Source organism: Tissierella sp. (genome assembly GCF_052089545.1).
Classification (GTDB): domain Bacteria; phylum Bacillota; class Clostridia; order Tissierellales; family Tissierellaceae; genus Tissierella_A.
In genome coordinates this window covers 1-19,506 of sequence record NZ_JBQDAA010000023.1, presented here as the reverse complement: position 1 = coordinate 19,506, position 19,506 = coordinate 1, and the positions used below count along the sequence as shown (strand labels likewise).

The 19,506-nt window shown below is 30.0% G+C and carries 20 protein-coding genes; 7 read left to right on the top strand and 13 right to left on the bottom strand.

Annotated elements, in window-relative coordinates:
• The 13 genes from ACTHW2_RS03375 to dnaA all read right to left on the bottom strand — a co-directional run.
• The coding region (locus ACTHW2_RS03375; protein ID WP_442262322.1) for a hypothetical protein at positions 1-333 on the bottom strand (333 nt) is incomplete at its 3' end.
• Positions 326-1,747 (bottom strand): Na+/H+ antiporter NhaC, encoded by a 1,422-nt coding sequence (gene nhaC, locus ACTHW2_RS03370; protein ID WP_442262321.1) that lies wholly within the window; start codon positions 1,745-1,747, stop codon positions 326-328. The genes nhaC and ACTHW2_RS03375, both read right to left, overlap by 8 nt.
• Positions 1,748-1,926: 179 nt before the next feature.
• Positions 1,927-3,321, bottom strand: a complete 1,395-nt coding sequence (locus ACTHW2_RS03365) for a tyrosine phenol-lyase (RefSeq protein WP_442262320.1) — start codon at positions 3,319-3,321, stop codon at positions 1,927-1,929.
• Between the two features lie 219 nt (positions 3,322-3,540).
• Entirely contained in the window at positions 3,541-4,335 is a 795-nt protein-coding gene (locus ACTHW2_RS03360; protein ID WP_442262319.1) for a SigB/SigF/SigG family RNA polymerase sigma factor, read from the bottom strand.
• Between the two features lie 17 nt (positions 4,336-4,352).
• The gene (locus tag ACTHW2_RS03355; protein ID WP_442262318.1) at positions 4,353-4,712 is read right to left on the bottom strand and encodes an ATP-binding protein; all 360 of its coding nucleotides are present in this window, start codon (positions 4,710-4,712) and stop codon (positions 4,353-4,355) included.
• Complete coding sequence (locus ACTHW2_RS03350; protein ID WP_442262317.1) at positions 4,712-5,035, bottom strand: STAS domain-containing protein; 324 nt, start codon at positions 5,033-5,035, stop codon at positions 4,712-4,714. The genes ACTHW2_RS03355 and ACTHW2_RS03350 overlap by 1 nt, the downstream gene beginning before the upstream one ends.
• 137 nt (positions 5,036-5,172) lie before the next feature.
• Positions 5,173-7,605, bottom strand: a complete 2,433-nt coding sequence (gyrA, locus tag ACTHW2_RS03345; RefSeq protein ID WP_442262316.1) for a DNA gyrase subunit A — start codon at positions 7,603-7,605, stop codon at positions 5,173-5,175.
• A gap of 10 nt (positions 7,606-7,615) precedes the next feature.
• On the bottom strand, positions 7,616-9,535 hold the full coding sequence (gene gyrB / locus ACTHW2_RS03340; protein WP_442262315.1) for a DNA topoisomerase (ATP-hydrolyzing) subunit B: 1,920 nt from the start codon (positions 9,533-9,535) through the stop codon (positions 7,616-7,618).
• A complete protein-coding gene (gene remB / locus ACTHW2_RS03335; protein ID WP_442262314.1) occupies positions 9,528-9,797 on the bottom strand; it encodes an extracellular matrix regulator RemB in 270 nt (89 codons plus the stop codon). The genes gyrB and remB overlap by 8 nt, the downstream gene beginning before the upstream one ends.
• Before the next feature lie 10 nt (positions 9,798-9,807).
• Positions 9,808-10,917, bottom strand: a complete 1,110-nt coding sequence (gene recF / locus ACTHW2_RS03330; RefSeq protein ID WP_442262313.1) for a DNA replication/repair protein RecF — start codon at positions 10,915-10,917, stop codon at positions 9,808-9,810.
• Between the two features lie 93 nt (positions 10,918-11,010).
• Positions 11,011-11,217 carry a S4 domain-containing protein YaaA gene (gene yaaA, locus ACTHW2_RS03325; protein WP_442262312.1) on the bottom strand — a complete coding sequence of 69 codons (207 nt, stop codon included), beginning with the start codon at positions 11,215-11,217 and terminating at the stop codon, positions 11,011-11,013.
• Between the two features lie 11 nt (positions 11,218-11,228).
• A complete protein-coding gene (dnaN, locus tag ACTHW2_RS03320) occupies positions 11,229-12,335 on the bottom strand; it encodes a DNA polymerase III subunit beta (RefSeq protein WP_442262311.1) in 1,107 nt (368 codons plus the stop codon).
• Between the two features lie 169 nt (positions 12,336-12,504).
• Positions 12,505-13,836, bottom strand: coding sequence for a chromosomal replication initiator protein DnaA (gene dnaA / locus ACTHW2_RS03315; protein ID WP_442262310.1), 1,332 nt, complete (start codon positions 13,834-13,836; stop codon positions 12,505-12,507).
• Between the two features lie 530 nt (positions 13,837-14,366).
• On the opposite strand from dnaA, the gene rpmH reads away from it, so the two are divergent.
• The 7 genes from rpmH to mnmG all read left to right on the top strand — a co-directional run.
• Positions 14,367-14,501 (top strand): 50S ribosomal protein L34, encoded by a 135-nt coding sequence (gene rpmH, locus ACTHW2_RS03310; RefSeq protein ID WP_442262309.1) that lies wholly within the window; start codon positions 14,367-14,369, stop codon positions 14,499-14,501.
• A 51-nt stretch (positions 14,502-14,552) separates the two neighbouring features.
• Positions 14,553-14,894 carry a ribonuclease P protein component gene (gene rnpA / locus ACTHW2_RS03305; RefSeq protein ID WP_442262308.1) on the top strand — a complete coding sequence of 114 codons (342 nt, stop codon included), beginning with the start codon at positions 14,553-14,555 and terminating at the stop codon, positions 14,892-14,894.
• Positions 14,895-14,898: 4 nt separating this feature from the next.
• On the top strand, positions 14,899-15,114 hold the full coding sequence (gene yidD, locus ACTHW2_RS03300) for a membrane protein insertion efficiency factor YidD (RefSeq protein WP_442262307.1): 216 nt from the start codon (positions 14,899-14,901) through the stop codon (positions 15,112-15,114).
• Positions 15,115-15,128: 14 nt separating this feature from the next.
• The gene (locus ACTHW2_RS03295; RefSeq protein ID WP_442262306.1) at positions 15,129-15,836 is read left to right on the top strand and encodes a YidC/Oxa1 family membrane protein insertase; all 708 of its coding nucleotides are present in this window, start codon (positions 15,129-15,131) and stop codon (positions 15,834-15,836) included.
• Positions 15,837-15,842: 6 nt separating this feature from the next.
• Complete coding sequence (gene jag / locus ACTHW2_RS03290) at positions 15,843-16,469, top strand: RNA-binding cell elongation regulator Jag/EloR (RefSeq protein WP_442262305.1); 627 nt, start codon at positions 15,843-15,845, stop codon at positions 16,467-16,469.
• A 95-nt stretch (positions 16,470-16,564) separates the two neighbouring features.
• Positions 16,565-17,941 carry a tRNA uridine-5-carboxymethylaminomethyl(34) synthesis GTPase MnmE gene (mnmE, locus tag ACTHW2_RS03285; protein WP_442262304.1) on the top strand — a complete coding sequence of 459 codons (1,377 nt, stop codon included), beginning with the start codon at positions 16,565-16,567 and terminating at the stop codon, positions 17,939-17,941.
• A gap of 174 nt (positions 17,942-18,115) precedes the next feature.
• Positions 18,116-19,506, top strand: a 1,391-nt coding sequence (gene mnmG, locus ACTHW2_RS03280; protein ID WP_442262303.1) for a tRNA uridine-5-carboxymethylaminomethyl(34) synthesis enzyme MnmG, incomplete at its 3' end; no start/stop codon positions are given.

Sequence of the window (19,506 nt, the reverse complement as noted above, 5' to 3'; positions counted from 1 at the left end):
CATGAATAATTTAGTTAAAATATTTAATATACCCATAGATCCAGTTCCAAAGAAAATTTCAGAATTTTTAAGATCTGATATTTCACTCCAGTAATTAGTAACTGCTTCTTTTAATCTTTTATAACTTGGATTGGGATATGCAGACACCATATCCCAATCTATCTTTTTTTGACTTTTTGTAATATCAGAACTTCCATATGGATTTACACCCAATGAACAATTTAACACGTCATTTTGATTATAACCATACTCTTGTAATATCCCCCAAGAATCCCTTATATAAGATTTTATTTTAATATTTTTTAAATGCTTTCTTATCCTACTATTACTCATGTTGTATTATTACATCTTCTTGTAATTTTTCTTCCTCATCTGATGAGAAAGTTGCAAATCCAATAAAGGCAAATACTATAGCTATAATAGGTGCAAAGAAAGGAAGATAACAATATTTAACATATTCAAATCCAACACCAAGAACTCCTCTTGCATATACAGCAGCAACTCCCCATGGTAATACACCACAAGCTAAAGTAGCTGAAGTCTCCAAGCTTCTTGAAAGAACATTAGTATTTATGTTCATTCTTCTATAGGCAGGTTCTAAAGTTCTACCAGGTACTATTATTGACACCATCATCTCACCAGTAGCCAATAACATTAAATATCCTCCTACCATTGATGCAAGTATAAGATCACGTGGTTTTTTGATACGTTTCATCAATGAATCAAGTAAAGCTTGTAATACTCCAAATTTTTCTAATATACCTCCCATGGCAGTTCCCATCATAATTATTGAAACTGTTTCCATCATAGACGATACTCCACCTTGTGCTAGCAAGTTATCTAACATCTCTAAACCTATGTCTGGTTTATATCCACTTGCCATTACATTTACTACGTCAGCAAGACCTACCCCTTGGGTAATCATTGCAAATATAGCTGCTGAAAGAGCACTTATGGTTAATGCTATAAGGGCTGGCATTTTCATAGCTAAAAGAGCTATTACAACAACAGCTGGAGCTAGGGTCAGTAATGAAATATTAAAGTTAGCATCCAATGTAGTAAGTAATTCTTCTACTGTAGTTAAATCAACTGTTTGAGCTATATTTGCTTTCCCAAGGAAATAATAAATAACAAGACTTATAATCACAGCTGGGCCTGAAACATATAACATAGATTTAATATGTGAAAATAAAGGTGTTCTAGTCATTGCAGCCGTTAAGTTAGTTGAATCAGACATAGGTGAAATCTTATCTCCAAATAATGATCCTGCCACAACAACACCTGCAGTCATAGCTGGTGGAACCCCTAATCCTTCACTAACTCCCATAAGTACTATTCCCATAGTAGCTATAGTACCAAATGAACTTCCAATTAATATAGATATTATAGAACATAGGATAAATCCAGCTGGTAGGAAAATTTGTGGTTTTAATATTTTTAATCCATAATAGATTAAAGTTTGAATAGTACCACCTAGGATCCATGTTCCTATAACAGTTCCTATTATCATTAATATTAGTATTGCTCCTAGACCATTTCTAATACCGTCGATTATTCCTTCTTGTATCTCTTCCCATTTACCTCCCAAGTAAAATGCACCAAGGGTAGCCACTATTGATCCAAATATAAGTGCTGGTACTAATGCTAGAGATATTCTTAATGAAATAAGTATTGCTAAAATAACTAAGCCCATTATTGTAAGTGCTTCTTTCGTACTTGGTTGCCTTAGTTGCCTATTCTTTGACAATTTGATTTCTCCTCCTTTATATGTACCTATCTATGTTAGCCAGTAAAATTAACAAAGTAATATAATCAGCTGTTTACAATTTAAACTTTTCTTTTGATATTTCAACGCTTTAATACGGTATCTTCTTATATATATTGTGGAGCATGTAAGCTCCACAATATATGTATTTTTATTATATCTTATTTATCTGCATATTCAAACTTAGCAGTAAAGAATCTAAGTTGTTTTGGTTCATATACAAACTTAAGAGGTCTTATATCTTCTTTATGTTTGTATAAGTTTATTACTGAGTCAGCTACTACATCCATATGTTTGTATGTGTAAACCCTTCTTGGAATAGTAAGTCTAACTGTCTCTAGTGCTGGTTTATGGTTTTCACCTGTCTCAACATCACGACCTGCAGAAACTATACCCCTCTCCATTGATCTTACACCAGAATCAATATAAAGTGAAGCAGCTAGGGATTGAGCTGGATATTGTTCTTGATCTAAATGAGGACAAAATCTTCTAGCATCTAAAAATACTGCGTGACCACCAACTGGTTCAACTATAGGTACACCAGCTTCTAGTAGTCTATCCGCTAAGTATCTTATTTGTTTTATTCTGTGTTCTATATATTCAAACTGCATAGCTTCTCTAAAACCAATAGCTATAGCCTGCATATCTCTTCCTGTCATTCCACCGTATGAAGGCATTCCTTCGTAAACTACAACTATCTCTTTAGCCTCTCCAAATAGATCATCATCATTTATAGCTAAGAATCCACCTATATTTACTATACCATCTTTTTTACCACTCATGGTAGCTCCATCAGAATAAGAAAACATTTCATGAACTATTTCTTGGATTGTTTTATCAGCATATCCTTCTTCTTGTTCTTTTATATAATAAGCATTTTCAACACAACGAGTAGCATCAAAGAATACTTTTATACCATGTTTATCAGCTAATGCACGAACATCTTTCATGTTTTGCATAGAAACTGGTTGGCCTCCAGCTAGGTTTACTGTAACAGCCAATGATATATAAGCTATTTGATCTGCACCATGTTCATCTATTATCTTTTGAATCTTGCTTACATCAATATTACCTTTAAAAGGTATATTTTTTGCAGCATCATGAGCTTCATCTCTAACAACGTCTACAAAAATACCACCATTTTTCTCTTGATGGAACCTAGTAGTTGTAAAATACATATTTCCCGGGACATACTGTCCTTCTTTTATAGCTATAGATGAAAGAATATTTTCTGCCCCACGTCCTTGGTGAGTAGGTACTACATGTTTAAAACCAAATAATTCTTTTATAGTTGACTCTAAGAATATCCAGTTGTCACTTCCAGCATAAGCTTCATCACCTATCATCATTCCAGCCCATTGTTTATCACTCATGGCATTTGTTCCTGAGTCTGTAAGTAAGTCAATATAGCAATCTCTAGATTTTAAGTTGAAAGTATTGTATCCAGCTTCTTTCATAGCCTTTTCTCTTTCTTCTCTTGAGATCATGCTAACTGGTTCAACACTTTTAATTTTGAAAGGTTCTGCAGGGTATTTTTGTAAGTTCATGTAATCCATTTATAATTCCTCCTTTAATTTAATACATAATGTTTGATGCATCATGCATTAAGTATATAATAACTTACTCTATTGAAATTGTCAATAGGAAAACGATTTTTTATTTATCTTTAAAACTTATATATTTATAATATATTATTATCTTATTTTTTTAAAAAGAACTTAAAAACCAAAAAAGTTGGACAGATTTTAAAATCTGTCCAACTTTTTAACTTTTACTTATACTATTGTATTTTTTTCTGCTTCTCTTTTAAGTTTTTCAAGCACTCTTTTTTCTATCCTAGAAACTGTCATTTGTGATATATATAGATCCTTAGCAATTGATACTTGAGTCTTTTTATTAAAGTATCTTTCTATTATTATTTGTTTTTCTACATCATTTAAACCCTTCATAGTTTTAATAAGAAAATCACTATTTTCAACTTTATCAAAGTAGTAGTCTTCTTCTCCTATTAAATCAGCTAAGTTAATATCTTTATCATCACCACTAGAATCAAATGTTATATCTAAAGATTGAGGTGCATATACCTTACTTGCTTCCATAGCTTCTAAGATTTCCTCTTCTGTAGCTTCTAAATATTCTGCTATATCACTAACAGTAGGTACTCTTTGAAGCGTTTGACTTAAGTGAACTTTTGAGTTATTTACCTTTTTAGATAATTCTTGAATTCTTCTAGGTACTCTAATAGTCCATCCCTTGTCTCTAAAATGTTTTTTTATTTCTCCTATAATAGTAGGAGTTGCAAAGCTTGAAAATTCAAATCCTTTGTCAACCTTAAATCTATCTACAGCAAATATAAGTCCAATAGATGCAATTTGGTATATATCATCATAGTCTATACCCCTATTAGCATATTTTTTAGATAAGATTTCTGCTATATAAAGATGTTTTTCTATTAAGTATTCCCTTATCTCTTGATCTCCACTTTCTTCATATTCCTTAAAAAGAGCTTTTATTTTTTGTTTTTCAGTATTTTTATCTGTTTCTTTTTTATAGTAGTTCTTTATCTTCATTTAACTACCATCCTTTATTATATATATTTTATCATAGTAATTTTATCGTTTTTAAATTCTACTTTATCCATTAAAGAATTTATTATTAAAAGTCCCATATTACCCTGTTTTTCATTTTCCTTGTCTTTTGGTATATCTTCTAAAACATCATTTATACTTATAGATATTTTTTCATCTTCCAATTGAAATTGTATATTTATTTCTTTTGTATGGCTAAAATTTAATACATTTATACAAGCTTCACTTATACATACCTTTATATCCTCTATTTCATCTACATTTAATTTTATACTATTAGCAATAGATGATGCAGTAAGTCTTATAAGACTTATATAGTCTAATTTACTTGGTATTTTTAATTCTATTATATCATTCATCACTCTTCACCTCTAAAGATAAACATCTTATCTAAATTGGTAATATCAAAGATTTTTCTTATATTTGGTTTGACATTATCTATATATATCTTTTTCTCACTTTCCTTCATAGTTCTAAGAATACTTATAAGTGCTCCAAGACCTGTACTATCTACATATTCAAGTTTTTCACCATCTACTATTATATCAGTTTCCTTTTCATCCAATCTTTGGATTACTTCTTCTTTAAACTGACTTGAAGTATAGATATCTAAATCTCCCTCTGGCTTAAAAACCCATTTTTTTTCATCTTTATTAAAACTTGAATCTATATTTAAAGACATATTAATCACCCTTATCTTTTCTTTTGTTTATTTTATAGTTTTACATTCATTACTATATGATTTTATACTATTTCTATAAATAAGTAAAGTTAAAACTAGGTATTAACAATATTTCCCTAGTTTTAAACAGTATTTCCTTATTTTTTTACTTCATCCACATATTTTGCTACAGCAACTACTCTATCATCTTTCATCTTCATAAGAGTTACCCCTTGAGTGTTTCTACCCATAGTAGATATTTCCTCAGCTTTTAATCTTATTATAGTTCCATTTAAAGATATCATCATTATCTCATCTTTTTCTTTTACTACTTTAGCTGTTACTATATCTCCTGTCTTTTCACGAATATTAAATGTTAATATTCCTTTACCACCTCTTATTTGAGTTCTATATTCACTTAAAGGTGTTTTCTTACCAAATCCTTGTTCTGAAATAACAAGAACATACATATCATCATGTGCAAGATCCATAGCAACAACTCTATCATCTTTTGCAAGATTTATAGCTCTTACTCCCATAGCAGTTCTTCCCATGGTTCTTACATCTTCTTCTTCAAATCTTATAGCAAGTCCTTTTTCAGTTACTACTATTATCTCGTCATCGCCACAAGTTCTTCTTACAGATATAAGTTCATCATCATCTTTAAGGGTTATAGCTATTATTCCATTTTTTCTTATATTTTTAAAGCTTACAAGCTCTGTCTTCTTTGCAAGACCCATTTTAGTTGAAAGTATAAGATTATAATTTTCTGCATAAGAAGTTATTGGAATAATTGCAGATACTTTTTCACCTTTTTCTAAGTGTAATATATTTATAATAGCAGTACCTTTAGACTGTCTACCTCCTTCAGGTATTTCATAACCTTTTAAGGAGAAAACTTTTCCTTTATTTGTAAAGAAAAGGATAGTATCATGTGTAGATGTTATAAATAGATCCTCTACAAAGTCTTCATCACGTGTAGTAAGACCTATTATACCTCTTCCACCTCTTCTTTGAGTTTTATAGGTATCCTCTGGCATTCTCTTTATATATCCAAAGTGAGTTAAGGTAATAACTATATCTTCTTCTTTAATCATATCTTCAATATTTATTTCTCCAGAAGATGGAACTATTCTAGTCCTTCTTCTATCTCCATATTTTGTTTTAATCTCTAGTAGCTCTTCTTTTATAATTCCATATATAATTTTATCACTTGCTAAGATTTCCTTAAACCAATTTATTTGTTTTATTAATTCTTCATACTCTTCATCTAGTTTACCTCTTTCAAGACCAGTTAATCTTTTAAGACGCATATCAAGTATAGCTTGAGATTGTATCTCTGATAAACCAAACTTTTCCATTAAGCTACTTTTAGCACTAGCATCATTTTCTGAAGCTCTTATTATTTTTATAACTTCATCTATGTGATCAAGTGCAATTCTTAGACCTTCTACAATATGTGCGCGTGCTTCAGCCTTTTTAAGATCAAACTTTGTCCTTCTTATTATTATTTCTTTTTGATGTGCTATATAATAAGTTAACATTTCTTTCAAGTTTAAAACTCTAGGCTCACCATCTACTAGCGCCAACATTATTATTCCAAAGGTAGTTTGCATTTGAGTGTATTTATAAAGATTGTTTAAAACTATATTTGGATTTGCATCTCTTTTTAGTTCTACAACTATCCTCATACCATCTCTATCTGATTCATCTCTTAAGTCTGATATTCCTTCAATTTTTTTATTTCTTACATGGTCTGCAATCTTTTCTATTAACCTTGCTTTATTTACTTGATATGGAATCTCAGTTACTACAATCTTAGATCTACCTTTATTATTTTCTTCTATTTCTGCTACGGCTCTAAGTCTAAGCTTTCCTCTACCAGTCCTATAGGCTGATTCTATACCACTTGTACCAACTATAAAAGCACCAGTTGGAAAATCAGGTCCTGTTATGTTTTCCATAAGTTCTTCTACATTTGCCTCTGGATTATCTAAAAGTGTTACGGTTGCATCTATAACTTCATTTAAATTATGAGGAGGTATATTTGTAGCCATACCAACAGCTATTCCTGATGAACCGTTTACCATAAGATTTGGAAATTTACTAGGAAGAACTGTAGGTTCTTCTAAAGATTCATCAAAGTTAAGTTTGTAATCTACCGTCTTTTTATTTATATCTTTAAGCATCTCTAAAGCCATCTTTGTCATTCTAGCTTCTGTATAACGCATAGCTGCTGCACTATCACCATCTATAGAACCAAAGTTACCATGACCATCTGCTAATAGGTATCTTGTATTAAAATCTTGCGCAAGTCTAACCATAGCTTCATAAACTGAACTATCCCCATGTGGATGATACTTACCTAATACGTCACCTACGAGTCTTGCAGATTTTCTATGAGGTTTGTCCGGATACATAGACAGATCATCCATAGCATAAAGAATTCTTCTATGAACTGGCTTTAATCCATCTCTTACATCTGGAAGAGCCCTGCTTACTATAACACTCATGGCATAGTCTAAGTAGGACTTTTTCATTTCTTTTTCAATATTCATGTCAATTATAGTACTTGTATTTTCTTTGTCCATACCTATCCCCCTATATGTCTAAATTCTTAACAAATTTAGAATTCTCTTGTATAAATTCTCTTCTAGGTTGTACCTTCTCACCCATTAGAGTTGTAAATATATCATCTGCAGCTACTGCATCTTCAATGTTTGCTTTAAGAAGTATTCTATTTTCTGGATCCATAGTTGTATCCCAAAGTTGTTCTGGATTCATCTCTCCAAGACCCTTATATCTTTGAATAGAATATCCTTTTCCACCAAGTTTCTTTAAAGCAGGATTTAAATTTTCTTCACTATAAATATATTCTTCTGCTCTACCCTTGGTAACCTTATAAAGTGGAGGTTGAGCTATATATATATGTCCATTATCTATTAATTCTCTCATATATCTAAAGAAAAATGTAAGAAGGAGTGTTCTTATATGAGCACCATCAACGTCAGCGTCGGTCATTATTATTATCTTACCATATCTTAGTTTTTCTATATCAAACTCTTCGCCAATTCCTGCACCAAAAGCTGTTATCAATGTTTTTATTTCATCTGAATTTAATATTCTATCAAGTCTTGCCTTTTCAACATTTAATATTTTTCCCTTTAATGGAAGTATTGCTTGAAACTCTCTTGATCTACCCTGCTTAGCACTACCACCAGCTGAATCTCCCTCGACAAGATAGATTTCTGTTATGTCCATATCATTTGACTGACAGTCAGAAAGTTTTCCAGGAAGAGTAGTATTATCTAATATACTCTTTCTACGAGTCAATTCTCGAGCTTTTCTAGCTGCATTTCTAGCTCTTTGAGAACTTACTGCCTTATCTAATATAGTTTTAGCAAGTTTAGGATTTTCCTCTAAAAAATTATTTAAATATTCATAAGTAGCAGACTCTACTATACCTCTCATTTCACTATTACCAAGCTTTGTCTTGGTTTGTCCCTCAAATTGAGGTTCTCCAAGCTTTACAGAAAGTATTCCTGTAAGACCTTCTCTTACGTCATCTCCAGAAAGGTTATCTTCTTTATCCTTTAATATATTATATTTTCTACCATAGTCATTCATAACCCTAGTTAAAGCAGTACGAAGTCCAGAAAGATGTGTTCCACCTTCTATAGTGTTTATATTGTTAGCAAAGGTAAATATATTTTCTGAATATCCATCAGTATATTGCATGGCAAGTTCTACTACTGCACCATCTTTTTCGGCTTCAAAATATATTATATCTTTTTGAATAGGATTTTTATTTTTATTTATATATTCTACAAAAGATTTTATTCCACCTTCATAGTAAAATTCCTTTTTCTTTCCAACTCTTTTATCTTCTATAGTAAGTCTTACAGCTTTATTTAAAAAAGCCATCTCTCTAAATCTATTTTCTAAAGTCTCCGAACTTAAGCTTATAGATTCAAATATTTCACTATCTGGCTTAAAAGTAACAGTAGTTCCAGTCCTTGTACTTTCTCCTACTACTTCTAGTTCACTTACTGCAATACCTCTTTCAAATTTTTGCATATACTCTTTATTATTTCTTTTTACTCTTACCTCTAACCATTCTGAAAGAGCATTTACAACACTTACTCCTACTCCATGGAGTCCACCTGAAACCTTGTATGCAGATCCATCAAACTTACCACCAGCATGAAGTATAGTAAGAACTGTTTCTACAGTAGATTTACCTGTTTGAGGATGAGTTTCCACTGGAATACCACTTCCATTGTCTTCTACTGATACAGAATTATCTTCATATATTGTTACATTAATAGTATCACATATACCAGCTAAAGCCTCATCAATACCATTATCTACAACTTCATATACTAAATGATGTAGACCCTTTGGACCTGTACTACCTATATACATACCAGGTCTTTTCCTAACCGGATCAAGTCCTTCAAGTACCTGAATTTCATCTGCAGTATAATGTCTATTATTTTTTTTATCTATTTCATTACTCATCTATATTTTTCAATCCCTTCATATTAAATTTTTTCTTTATAGAAGTTGAAGATATACTCGATTCATAAAGTTTTACCTCATCTTTATCTTGACTAAGTATATATGTCTTTACTTCTTTCTTATCTTTTTTTATAATTGAATCTTTTTTAAACTTTTTTATAAATTTTTCACTTATATTAGATTGTAAAATACTATCACTATCTAATATAGCTATTATATCCTCTTTTGAAAGAAGTATATTTTCACCTATATAAATACTCAATTTATACCTCCTATTTTATATGACCATCTTCTATTAAAAATATAGTTTTATTTATATCTTCCATAGAATCCAAATCACTTTCTTCTGTAGTAGTTATAAATGTTTGTATATCTTTAAAGAATTCAATTAAAAAGACTCTTCTACTTTCATCTAGTTCTGAAAATACATCATCAAGTAAAAGCACAGGATAAGATCCCTTTTCCTCTTTTAAAAGTTCTACCTGGGAAAGAATTATTGAAAGGATTACTGTTCTTTGCTGACCTTGGGATCCATAAATTCTTGCATCCTTACCATCCAAACACATTGTTATATCATCTCTATGAGGCCCTATTTCTGTTGTATTAAACTCTATATCCCTTTTCATGTTTTTTCTTAATAAATTAAGATACATATCTTCCATACCTTGTCTACTTTTCCCGATTGGAACATTTGAATTATATTTTAAATTTAAGACCTCTTTTCCATTTGTTATATCTTTATGAATATTCTCTGATATACAATTGAGTCTTTTAACATATTCACATCTATTTAATATAATATCTGTTCCTATTTTAACTATTTGATTGTCAAATACATCTAATAATTCTTTTAAATCTTTTCTATCCTTTTTAAATTTACTAGATCTAAGTATATTATTCCTTTGAAATAAAACTTTTTTATATTTGCTTATATTATAATTATAGACAGGTTTGATAGGAGAGATACCCCCATCTAAAAACTTTCTTCTTTCAGAAGGTCCTCCCTTAACTATTTTTAAATCTTCTGGAGTAAATACTACAACATTTAATCCACTATTTAAATCTTTATAACTGTCCAGTTCTTGTTTATTTATTCTAATCCTTTTAGGCTTATCTTTATGAAGTTTTACTTCTATAAATTTTGAATAATTTTCTAAGTTTATAGAAGTTCCAACATATCCTTCTTCTTTATTAAAGCTTATAATTTCCTTATCTTTATTACTTCTAAAAGACTTTCCTGTAGCACATATAAAAATAGCTTCTATAAGATTTGTCTTACCTTGAGCATTATTACCTATAAATATATTTAAATTCTTATTTAATTTAATTCCTATATTTTTATAATTTCTAAAATTTATAAGTCTTATATCTTCTACATTCAAATAACACACCCCTTGAGGCTGAAAAAATACTCTTGCTAACTTAACTATTATATCACATATAAAGAATTAAAACTAATGTAAAGAACATTAGTTTTAAATTATCTTGAAATTATTGTTTTCTATTGTAATAGTATCATTTTTCCTAAGTTTTTTACCTCTCATAGTATTAACTTCACCATTTACTTCTACATTTCCTTCTTTTATTAAAATCTTAGCATGACCACCAGTAGATGCTATTCCACATAGTTTTAAAAATTGATCTAATTTTATATATTCAGTATCTATTTTTATCTCTTTCATTCTTATCACTCCTAAAAATCATCTTGTGCCAAACGTACAGGTAAAACTAAATAAGTATAGTCATCATCCTCTAAGCCATTTATAATACAAGGATTTAAACTACCCATAAAGTTAAGTTTTATTTCATCATCATCTATAGCCTTTATTCCCTCTATTATATATCTTGAATTAAAAGCTATATTTACATCTTCACCATCACTAGTAGTTTCTATCGATTCAAACACATTACCTGCTTCTGTATTTGACTTTATATTAAGAGTATCTCCTTCTAAGCTAAGTTTTACTAGATTAGCCTTTTCTTCTTTAGCCAAAAGAGAAGCTCTTTCCAAGCTATTTTGAAATTCTTGTTTTTTTACCTTTGCAGTAGTTTTATGTTCTTTTCTTATAATATCCTTATAATTAAAAAATGGACCTTCTAAAAGTCTAGAATATATAACAGTCTCTCCAAGGTTAACTATTATATGTGAAGGAGCTATACTAATTTTTAAATCTTCTTCTTTTTCATCTAATATTTTATTCAATTCATTTAAAGATCTTCCAGGTATTATCATTTTAGTCTCAGCATCACTATCTATATTAATCCTTTTGAATGCAAGCCTATAACCATCTAAAGCCACAAAAGAAATAGAGTTATTTTCCAATTCTACTAAAACACCTGTAAGAGTAGGTCTTGTTTCATCTTCTGTTGTAGCAAACACCGTCTTTTTTATTACTGATTTTAACATATCCATAGGTATATTAAATGAGTCTTTTTCAACAACTAATGGTAGGTCTGGATAATCTTCTCCAGGACTACCAGAGATATTAAACTCTGAGTTTTCACATTTTATATTTATAGTAGTCTTTTTTACCTCTATATTAACATCTGCATTTTCAAGCTTTTTTATTATGTCACCAAACATTCTAGAATTAACTACAATAGAACCTTCTTCTAAAATTTCACAATCTATAAATGATTCTATACTTAATTCTAAATCTGTTCCTGTAAGTTTTAATTTATCATTTTTAGCTTCTAAAAGTATTCCATCTAATATTTGAAGTGTAGTTCTTGATGAAATACTTTTTTGAACTATATTTATATGTTTTGATAATTCTCTTTGGTTTACTTTAATTTTCATTTTAATCTCCTCTCTAGATAGATATAAAGATATATAAAGATAGTAGTAATAGTAGTAGGGCCTGTTAGTTTGTGGATAAGTCTATTTTGTACCAAAAACAGAAAGCTTATAAAGATTAATAACATGTTGATAATCGTCTAATAGAATAAGAACTATCCACAAAAAATACTTAAACTCCCTTTAATCTGTCTATAACATAATCTATCTTATTTTTTAAATCATCATCTTTAGATAAATCAGTATTTATTTTATCACAAGCATGAATAACAGTAGTGTGATCTCTTCCTCCAAATTCATCTCCTATTTTAGGAAGTGACAAATCTGTAAGTTCACGTGTTAAGTACATTGCTATTTGTCTAGGAAATGCAATGGCACGAGTACGTTTTTTAGAAGAAAAATCATCCATTTTTATATTGAAGTTTTGAGAAACCTCTTCCTTTATAAGTTCTACTGTAATCTCTTTAGGTTTATTGTTAGATATAATATCTTTTAAAGCCTCTTCTGCTAACTCTAAGGTTATTTCCTTATTAGTTAAAGAAGAATAGGCTACAACCCTTATAAGTGCTCCTTCTAATTCCCTTATATTAGAATGGATCTTATTTGCTATATATTCCATTATTTCATCTGGAACTTCAATATTTTCCATATTTGCTTTCTTTCTAAGAATTGCTATCCTAGTTTCCAAATCTGGAGCTTGTATATCAGCTATAAGACCCCATTCGAAACGGGATCTAAGTCTATCTTCTAGAGTAGGTATCTCTTTTGGAGGTCTATCTGAAGAAATTATAATTTGTTTATTTGATTCATGAAGAGCATTAAATGTATGGAAAAACTCTTCCTGAGTTCCTTCTTTACCAGCTATAAACTGTATATCGTCTACCAGAAGTACATCAATATTCCTGTATTTATTTCTAAACTCTTCATTTTTATATTCCCTAATTGAATTTATAAGTTCATTGGTAAACTTTTCACTTGATACATACATAACCTTTACATCAGGGTTTTGACTTAATATATAATGACCTATTGCATGCATAAGATGCGTTTTTCCAAGGCCTACTCCTCCATATATAAATAGAGGGTTATAAGCTTGTGCTGGAGCTTCAGCTACTGCTAAGCTTGCAGCATGAGCAAATCGGTTACTATTACCTATTACAAATGTATTAAAGGAATACTTAGGATTTAATTGAGATCTATTGTTGTCGATGCTCTCCTTTTCTAAGACTGGTTTCTTATCTGGAACTGGTTCTTCTCCAGGTATTATAAACTCTATATTATAATCTTCTTTTAATACCTCCTTAACAGCATTTTTAATAAGGTTTAAGTATCTGCCTTCCAATATACCTTTAGTAAAGTCATTGGGAGCAGCTAATACTATTTTTTTATTAGATAAACTTATAGGAGTTATTGTTTTAAGCCAAGTATTATAGGAAACTTCTGTTAATTCTACTTTTATAACACTTAAAACATTTTTCCAAATATTATCTAAATTTGAAGCCATAAAATTCCTCCTCTTTGGTTTTAAATATAAATTTCCAAATTTATTAACATAATTATCAACAGATAGTTTTAATATAATCCAAATAAAAGTATGTTCTTTATCATTTAAAATTGTTGACAAAAAAATCAACACATTGTTAATTAATATATAATATCTATGTTATACTAGATATCCACAAGATAAAAAAATGATGACTGTGGGTAAAAAGATTAGATTTAACAAAGTATTGACATATATTTATAAAAAAATTCATATGTTATGCACAGTCTATCCACAAAATGTGCATAAGTGTGAATAAGTAACAAAATATAAAAAATATCCACATCTCTTTTTATAGTACCAAAAAAATCATATATATTCAATAGATTATCCACATAATCAACAAGTTGTTAACAAATGTAAACTATAAAGATATTAATTATATTTCTTGACATATAGAGCTTAAGTAAATATAATTGTTAGTAGTGTATTATTTTATATGTAAAAAACTCTATATTAATATATACAGGTATCAAGGGAGGTGTTTTTAAATGAAAAGAACTTATCAACCAAAAAAGAGACAAAGAAGTAGAGAACATGGTTTTAGAAAAAGAATGAGAACTAAATCAGGTAGAGCAGTTATAAAAAGAAGAAGACAAAAGGGAAGAAAAAAACTAACAGCTTAAGGCCACTTATGGTGGCCTTTTGTTAAAGGTCATGTTAGGAGAAAAATAGTTATGGAAAAGAAGTTTCGTATTAGAAAAAATATGGAGTTCAAAAATATATATAAATTAGGAAAGAATTATTGGAATAGAAATTTAATACTATATGTTAAGAAAAATGATCTAAATAGAACGAGAGTTGGATATACGATTACTAAAAAGATAGGTAATGCAGTTGTTAGAAATCGTTTAAGAAGAAAAATGAAAGAAATATATAGATTAAATTTCCACAAGATTAAAGAAGGATATGATTTGATTTTTATTGCTAAAAGAAATATTAAGGATATTCCTTATAAGGAATTAGAAGGTTCTATGTTACATATAATGAGTATAGCGAAGCTTCTTAAAAAAAGGTGATATCATGAAAAATATTATGATAATAATTATTAAATTTTATCAAAAATATATTTCAAAATATATTTTAACAGGAAGGAACTGTAGATTTTATCCTACCTGCTCTCAATATTCTTTGGAGGCCTATGAAAAGTATGGATTTTTCAAAGGCACTTTTTTAACTGTTAAAAGAATATTAAGATGCAATCCCTTTCATGAAGGGGGATATGATCCACTTAAATAATAGGGGGTAAATTAATGACAGCTTTTTTAGGTAAAATACTAGGTTCGCTCTTAAGATTTGTATATGATATAATTGCAGGTATAGGTATAGAACCAAGTAATTTTTCTTATTACGCAATGGCAGTAATTGTAACTACAATTATTTTTAAGTTTATGCTATTGCCAATAATGCTTAAACAAACCAAATCAACACGTATGATGGGTGAAATACAACCCAAAATGAAAGAAATACAAGATAAATATAAAAAAGATCCACAAACAATGCAAGTTAAAATGCAACAACTATATAAAGAACACAACTATAATCCTATGTCAGGATGCCTTCCTTTACTTATACAATTTCCTGTAATAATAGCCTTTTTTGCTGTATTTAGAGAACCAGCTAAATACGCTTTTACAGAGCCAGGATTATATGATTCAATAAGTAAAGTGTTTTTATGGATTCCAAACTTAGACAATCCAGATCCATATCTATGGGGTCTACCACTTCTTGCAGCAGCAACTACTTATTTACAAAGTAAGCTTATGGCACCAGCAAGTGGTGGAAATGCTCAGGCAGAATCCACACAAAAAATGATGACTATGTTTTTACCAGTTTTAATATTTATATCTGCTAGGACTTTCCCGGCCGGTCTTGCTTTATACTGGGTATTAGGAAACATATTTACAATATTTCAACAACTCATAACTAATAAGCTTTCGGAGAATGTTAAGGGGGAATAATATAAAATGAAATATATTATTAAAAGCGCCAAAACTGTTGAAGAAGCTGTAGAAAATGCTTTACTAGAGTTAGATTTACAAAAAGAAGAGGTAGAAGTCGAGGTTTTAGAAGAATCTAGTAAAGGTTTTTTAGGATTAATAGGTGGTAAAGATGCAAAAGTAAAAGTGATTGAAATAAAAGATATAGAGAAAATATCTCGAGAATTTTTAGAAGAAATTATAAATTCTATGGATCTAAAGGCTGATATTAATATAAAAAAAGAATCAGATAGATTGACAATAGATATATTAGGTATCAATCCTGATGATAAAGGTATTATAATAGGAAAAAGAGGTAATACTCTAGATGCTATACAATACCTATTAAGTATATTTATAAATAAAGATGAAGATGAATATATAAAGGTAACAATAGATGTAGAGGGATATAGGGAGAAAAGAGAAAAATCTTTGATCAAACTTGCTCAAAGAATGGCTCAAAAAGCTATAAGTTCAAAGATAAAAGTTAAACTTGAACCTATGAATCCATATGAAAGAAGAATAATTCATTCTACCCTTCAAGATAATGAAAGAATTGTAACTTTCAGTGAAGGAAAAGATCCATTTAGAAGAGTAGTTATACAATTAAAATAAGGATACAAAGGATGTTCCACGTGGAACATCTTTTTTTATTGGATAAATCTCAAATTTTAAAGTATAATAAGATATTAATAAGGAGTTGATAAAAAATGTCAGATACAATAGCTGCAATTTCTACAGCTGTGGGAGAAGCAGGTATAGGAATTGTTAGAATGAGCGGTTCTGATTCTATAAATATAGGAAAAGATGTATTTGTAGGATTTGACGATAAAAAAATTATAGAAATACAAAATAAAAAATTGACATATGGTCACATAATAGATGAAGATGGTAAAAAAATAGATGAAGTTTTAATAGCTTTTATGGAAGGTCCATATACTTACACTAGGGAAGATATGGTAGAAATATATTGTCACGGAGGTATTATATCTGTTAGAAAAGTATTGGAACTGCTCCTAAGAAGTGGGGCTAGACTGGCTGAAAGAGGAGAATTTACCAAAATAGCATTTTTAAATGGAAGATTAGATTTATCTCAAGCAGAAGCTGTTATAGACATTATAAGGGCTAAAACGGATACCTCTTTCCAAGTATCTTTAGATCATTTGGAAGGATCTTTATCAAAAGAAGTAGGAGATATAAGAGATATACTTCTTTCTATGGTAGCAGAGGTAGAGGTATCTATTGATTTTCCAGAAGAAGGTGTAGATGAATTAACATATGAGGGCTTACAGGCTGATGCAAAAACAGTAGAAAGTAAAATAGAAGCTCTTCTAGCAACAACAAATAGAGGAAAAATACTAAGAGATGGAATAGAAACAGTTATACTTGGAAAGCCAAATGTTGGTAAATCATCACTTTTAAATGCAATATTAAGGGAAAATAGGGCCATAGTGACAGATATACCAGGAACTACGAGGGATATTATAGAGGAATATGTTAATATAGATGGAATTCCTTTAAAAATAATAGATACAGCTGGTATTCGTGATACTGAAGACCTGGTAGAAAAAATAGGAGTAGATAGGGCCAAGGCTTCCATAGAAAAGGCAGATCTTATTATAGGAGTTTTTGATGTATCAAGAGAATTTACTGAAGAAGATAAAAAGATACTAGAATTACTAAAAAATAGGAAATCTATAGTACTTTTAAATAAGATAGACCTAAAAACTGGTCAGAAAGATGAGTTTTTAAAGGAACTAGAAGAAATAGACCATATAATAGAAACTTCTATTATAGAAAATATAGGTATAGAAAGCTTAGAAGAACATATAAAGTCTCTTTTTTATGAGGGAGATATAAATATGGAATCAGATATAGTTGTAACAAATGTAAGACACAAACTTCAACTTGAAAAGGCTTTAAAAAATATAAAAAGCGCTATAGGAGATATCCAAATGAACGTACCTTTAGACTGTATAGAGATAGATCTTAGAAATGCTTGGGAAGACTTAGGTGAAATATCTGGTGATGCTATAGCTGAAGATATATTAGATAAGATATTTAAAGACTTTTGTATTGGAAAATAAAAGATTTGACAATTAGGGTGTCTGGGGATTAAAATATAGTAGGAGAATTATCCACATGTGGATGGAATGTTCCACGTGGAACATCAATAAAAATATTGCTTAAGGACCTTGAAAAATCAAGGTCTAATTTTTGCTTTAAATAAAAAGATGGTAAAATAGAAAGAGGTGTAAGAAATGGAAAAACTAAAAACATATATAGCAGGTGAAGTAGATGTAGTTGTTATAGGGGCTGGACATGCTGGTTCAGAAGCAGCACTTGCAGCTGCTAGAATGGGTATGGATACTTTGATGTTAACTATGAGCCTAGACTCTATAGTAGCACTATCATGTAACCCTAATATAGGAGGCACTGGAAAAGGACATCTTGTAAGGGAGATAGATGCACTTGGCGGAGAAATGGCTTTAAACATAGATAAAACCTTTATACAAAGTAAAATGCTAAACACATCTAAAGGCCCTGCAGTTCATTCATTAAGGGTACAAGCTGATAAAAAAGCTTATCATAGAGAGATGAAAAAGGTCTTAGAAGATGAAAAAAACCTCCAAATGTCTCAAGCTGAAGTTATAGATATAATAATAGAAGATGATAAGGTAAAGGGAGTAGTTACTAGAACAGGAGCTGTATACAATTGTAAGGCAGTAATCTTAGCTAGTGGAACTTACCTTAGAGGTAGGGTATATATAGGAGAAGTAAATTATTCTTCAGGACCAGATGGAATGTTTCCATCTAATATCCTTTCAGAAAATCTTATTAAAAAAGGTTTTAAACTTAGAAGGATGAAAACAGGAACACCGGCAAGGGTTCATAAAGATAGTATAAACTATGATAGGATGGTCATTCAACCAGGTGATGAGGAAATTATTCCTTTCTCATTTTTAAATATGGGTAAAAAGTTCCACATGGAACAAGAACCTTGTTATCTAACTTATACAAATGAGGAAGTACACGACATAATAAGAGAAAACCTACAACGTTCTCCTATGTATGCAGGTGACATAGACGGAAAAGGACCTAGATATTGTCCTGCTATAGAAGACAAGGTAGTAAGATTTTCAGATAAAAAAAGACATCAAGTCTTTATAGAACCAGAAGGACTTTCAACAAAAGAAATGTATGTCCAAGGTGCATCTTCTACACTTCCAGAAGAAATACAAAAGATGATGTATAAAAAAATAAAGGGTCTAGAAGATGTTAAATTTATGAGACCAGCATATGGAATAGAGTACGACTCCATAGATCCTACTATATTAAAAAGAACTATGGAACATATGCATATAGGAAATATGTTTTTTGCAGGTCAAATAAATGGTTCCTCAGGATATGAAGAAGCCGCAGCACAAGGTCTTGTAGCAGGTATTAATGCATCCTTAAATATAGAAGGTAAAAAAGAGTTTGTTTTAGATAGATCAGAAGCCTATATAGGTGTTTTAATAGATGATTTAGTAACAAAAGGAACAGATGAGCCTTATAGAATGATGACTTCAAGGGCAGAATATAGACTAACACTTAGACAAGACAATGCTGACTTAAGACTTACTAAAAAAGGCTATGAACTAGGACTTGT

Excerpts from the sequence above, each read along its gene's own strand:
- dnaA (WP_442262310.1), bottom strand. The coding sequence starts at position 13,836 with ATGGCTTCAAATTTAGATAATATTTGGAAAAATGTTTTAAGTGTTATA.
- dnaN (WP_442262311.1), bottom strand. The coding sequence starts at position 12,335 with ATGAAAATTAAAGTAAACCAAAGAGAATTATCAAAACATATAAATATA.
- ACTHW2_RS03360 (WP_442262319.1), bottom strand. The coding sequence starts at position 4,335 with ATGAAGATAAAGAACTACTATAAAAAAGAAACAGATAAAAATACTGAA.
- rnpA (WP_442262308.1), top strand. The coding sequence starts at position 14,553 with ATGGAAAAGAAGTTTCGTATTAGAAAAAATATGGAGTTCAAAAATATA.
- gyrA (WP_442262316.1), bottom strand. The coding sequence starts at position 7,605 with ATGGACAAAGAAAATACAAGTACTATAATTGACATGAATATTGAAAAA.
- ACTHW2_RS03350 (WP_442262317.1), bottom strand. The coding sequence starts at position 5,035 with ATGTCTTTAAATATAGATTCAAGTTTTAATAAAGATGAAAAAAAATGG.
- yidD (WP_442262307.1), top strand. The coding sequence starts at position 14,899 with ATGAAAAATATTATGATAATAATTATTAAATTTTATCAAAAATATATT.
- ACTHW2_RS03365 (WP_442262320.1), bottom strand. The coding sequence starts at position 3,321 with ATGGATTACATGAACTTACAAAAATACCCTGCAGAACCTTTCAAAATT.
- jag (WP_442262305.1), top strand. The coding sequence starts at position 15,843 with ATGAAATATATTATTAAAAGCGCCAAAACTGTTGAAGAAGCTGTAGAA.
- ACTHW2_RS03295 (WP_442262306.1), top strand. The coding sequence starts at position 15,129 with ATGACAGCTTTTTTAGGTAAAATACTAGGTTCGCTCTTAAGATTTGTA.
- rpmH (WP_442262309.1), top strand. The coding sequence starts at position 14,367 with ATGAAAAGAACTTATCAACCAAAAAAGAGACAAAGAAGTAGAGAACAT.
- gyrB (WP_442262315.1), bottom strand. The coding sequence starts at position 9,535 with ATGAGTAATGAAATAGATAAAAAAAATAATAGACATTATACTGCAGAT.
- mnmE (WP_442262304.1), top strand. The coding sequence starts at position 16,565 with ATGTCAGATACAATAGCTGCAATTTCTACAGCTGTGGGAGAAGCAGGT.
- ACTHW2_RS03355 (WP_442262318.1), bottom strand. The coding sequence starts at position 4,712 with ATGAATGATATAATAGAATTAAAAATACCAAGTAAATTAGACTATATA.
- yaaA (WP_442262312.1), bottom strand. The coding sequence starts at position 11,217 with ATGAAAGAGATAAAAATAGATACTGAATATATAAAATTAGATCAATTT.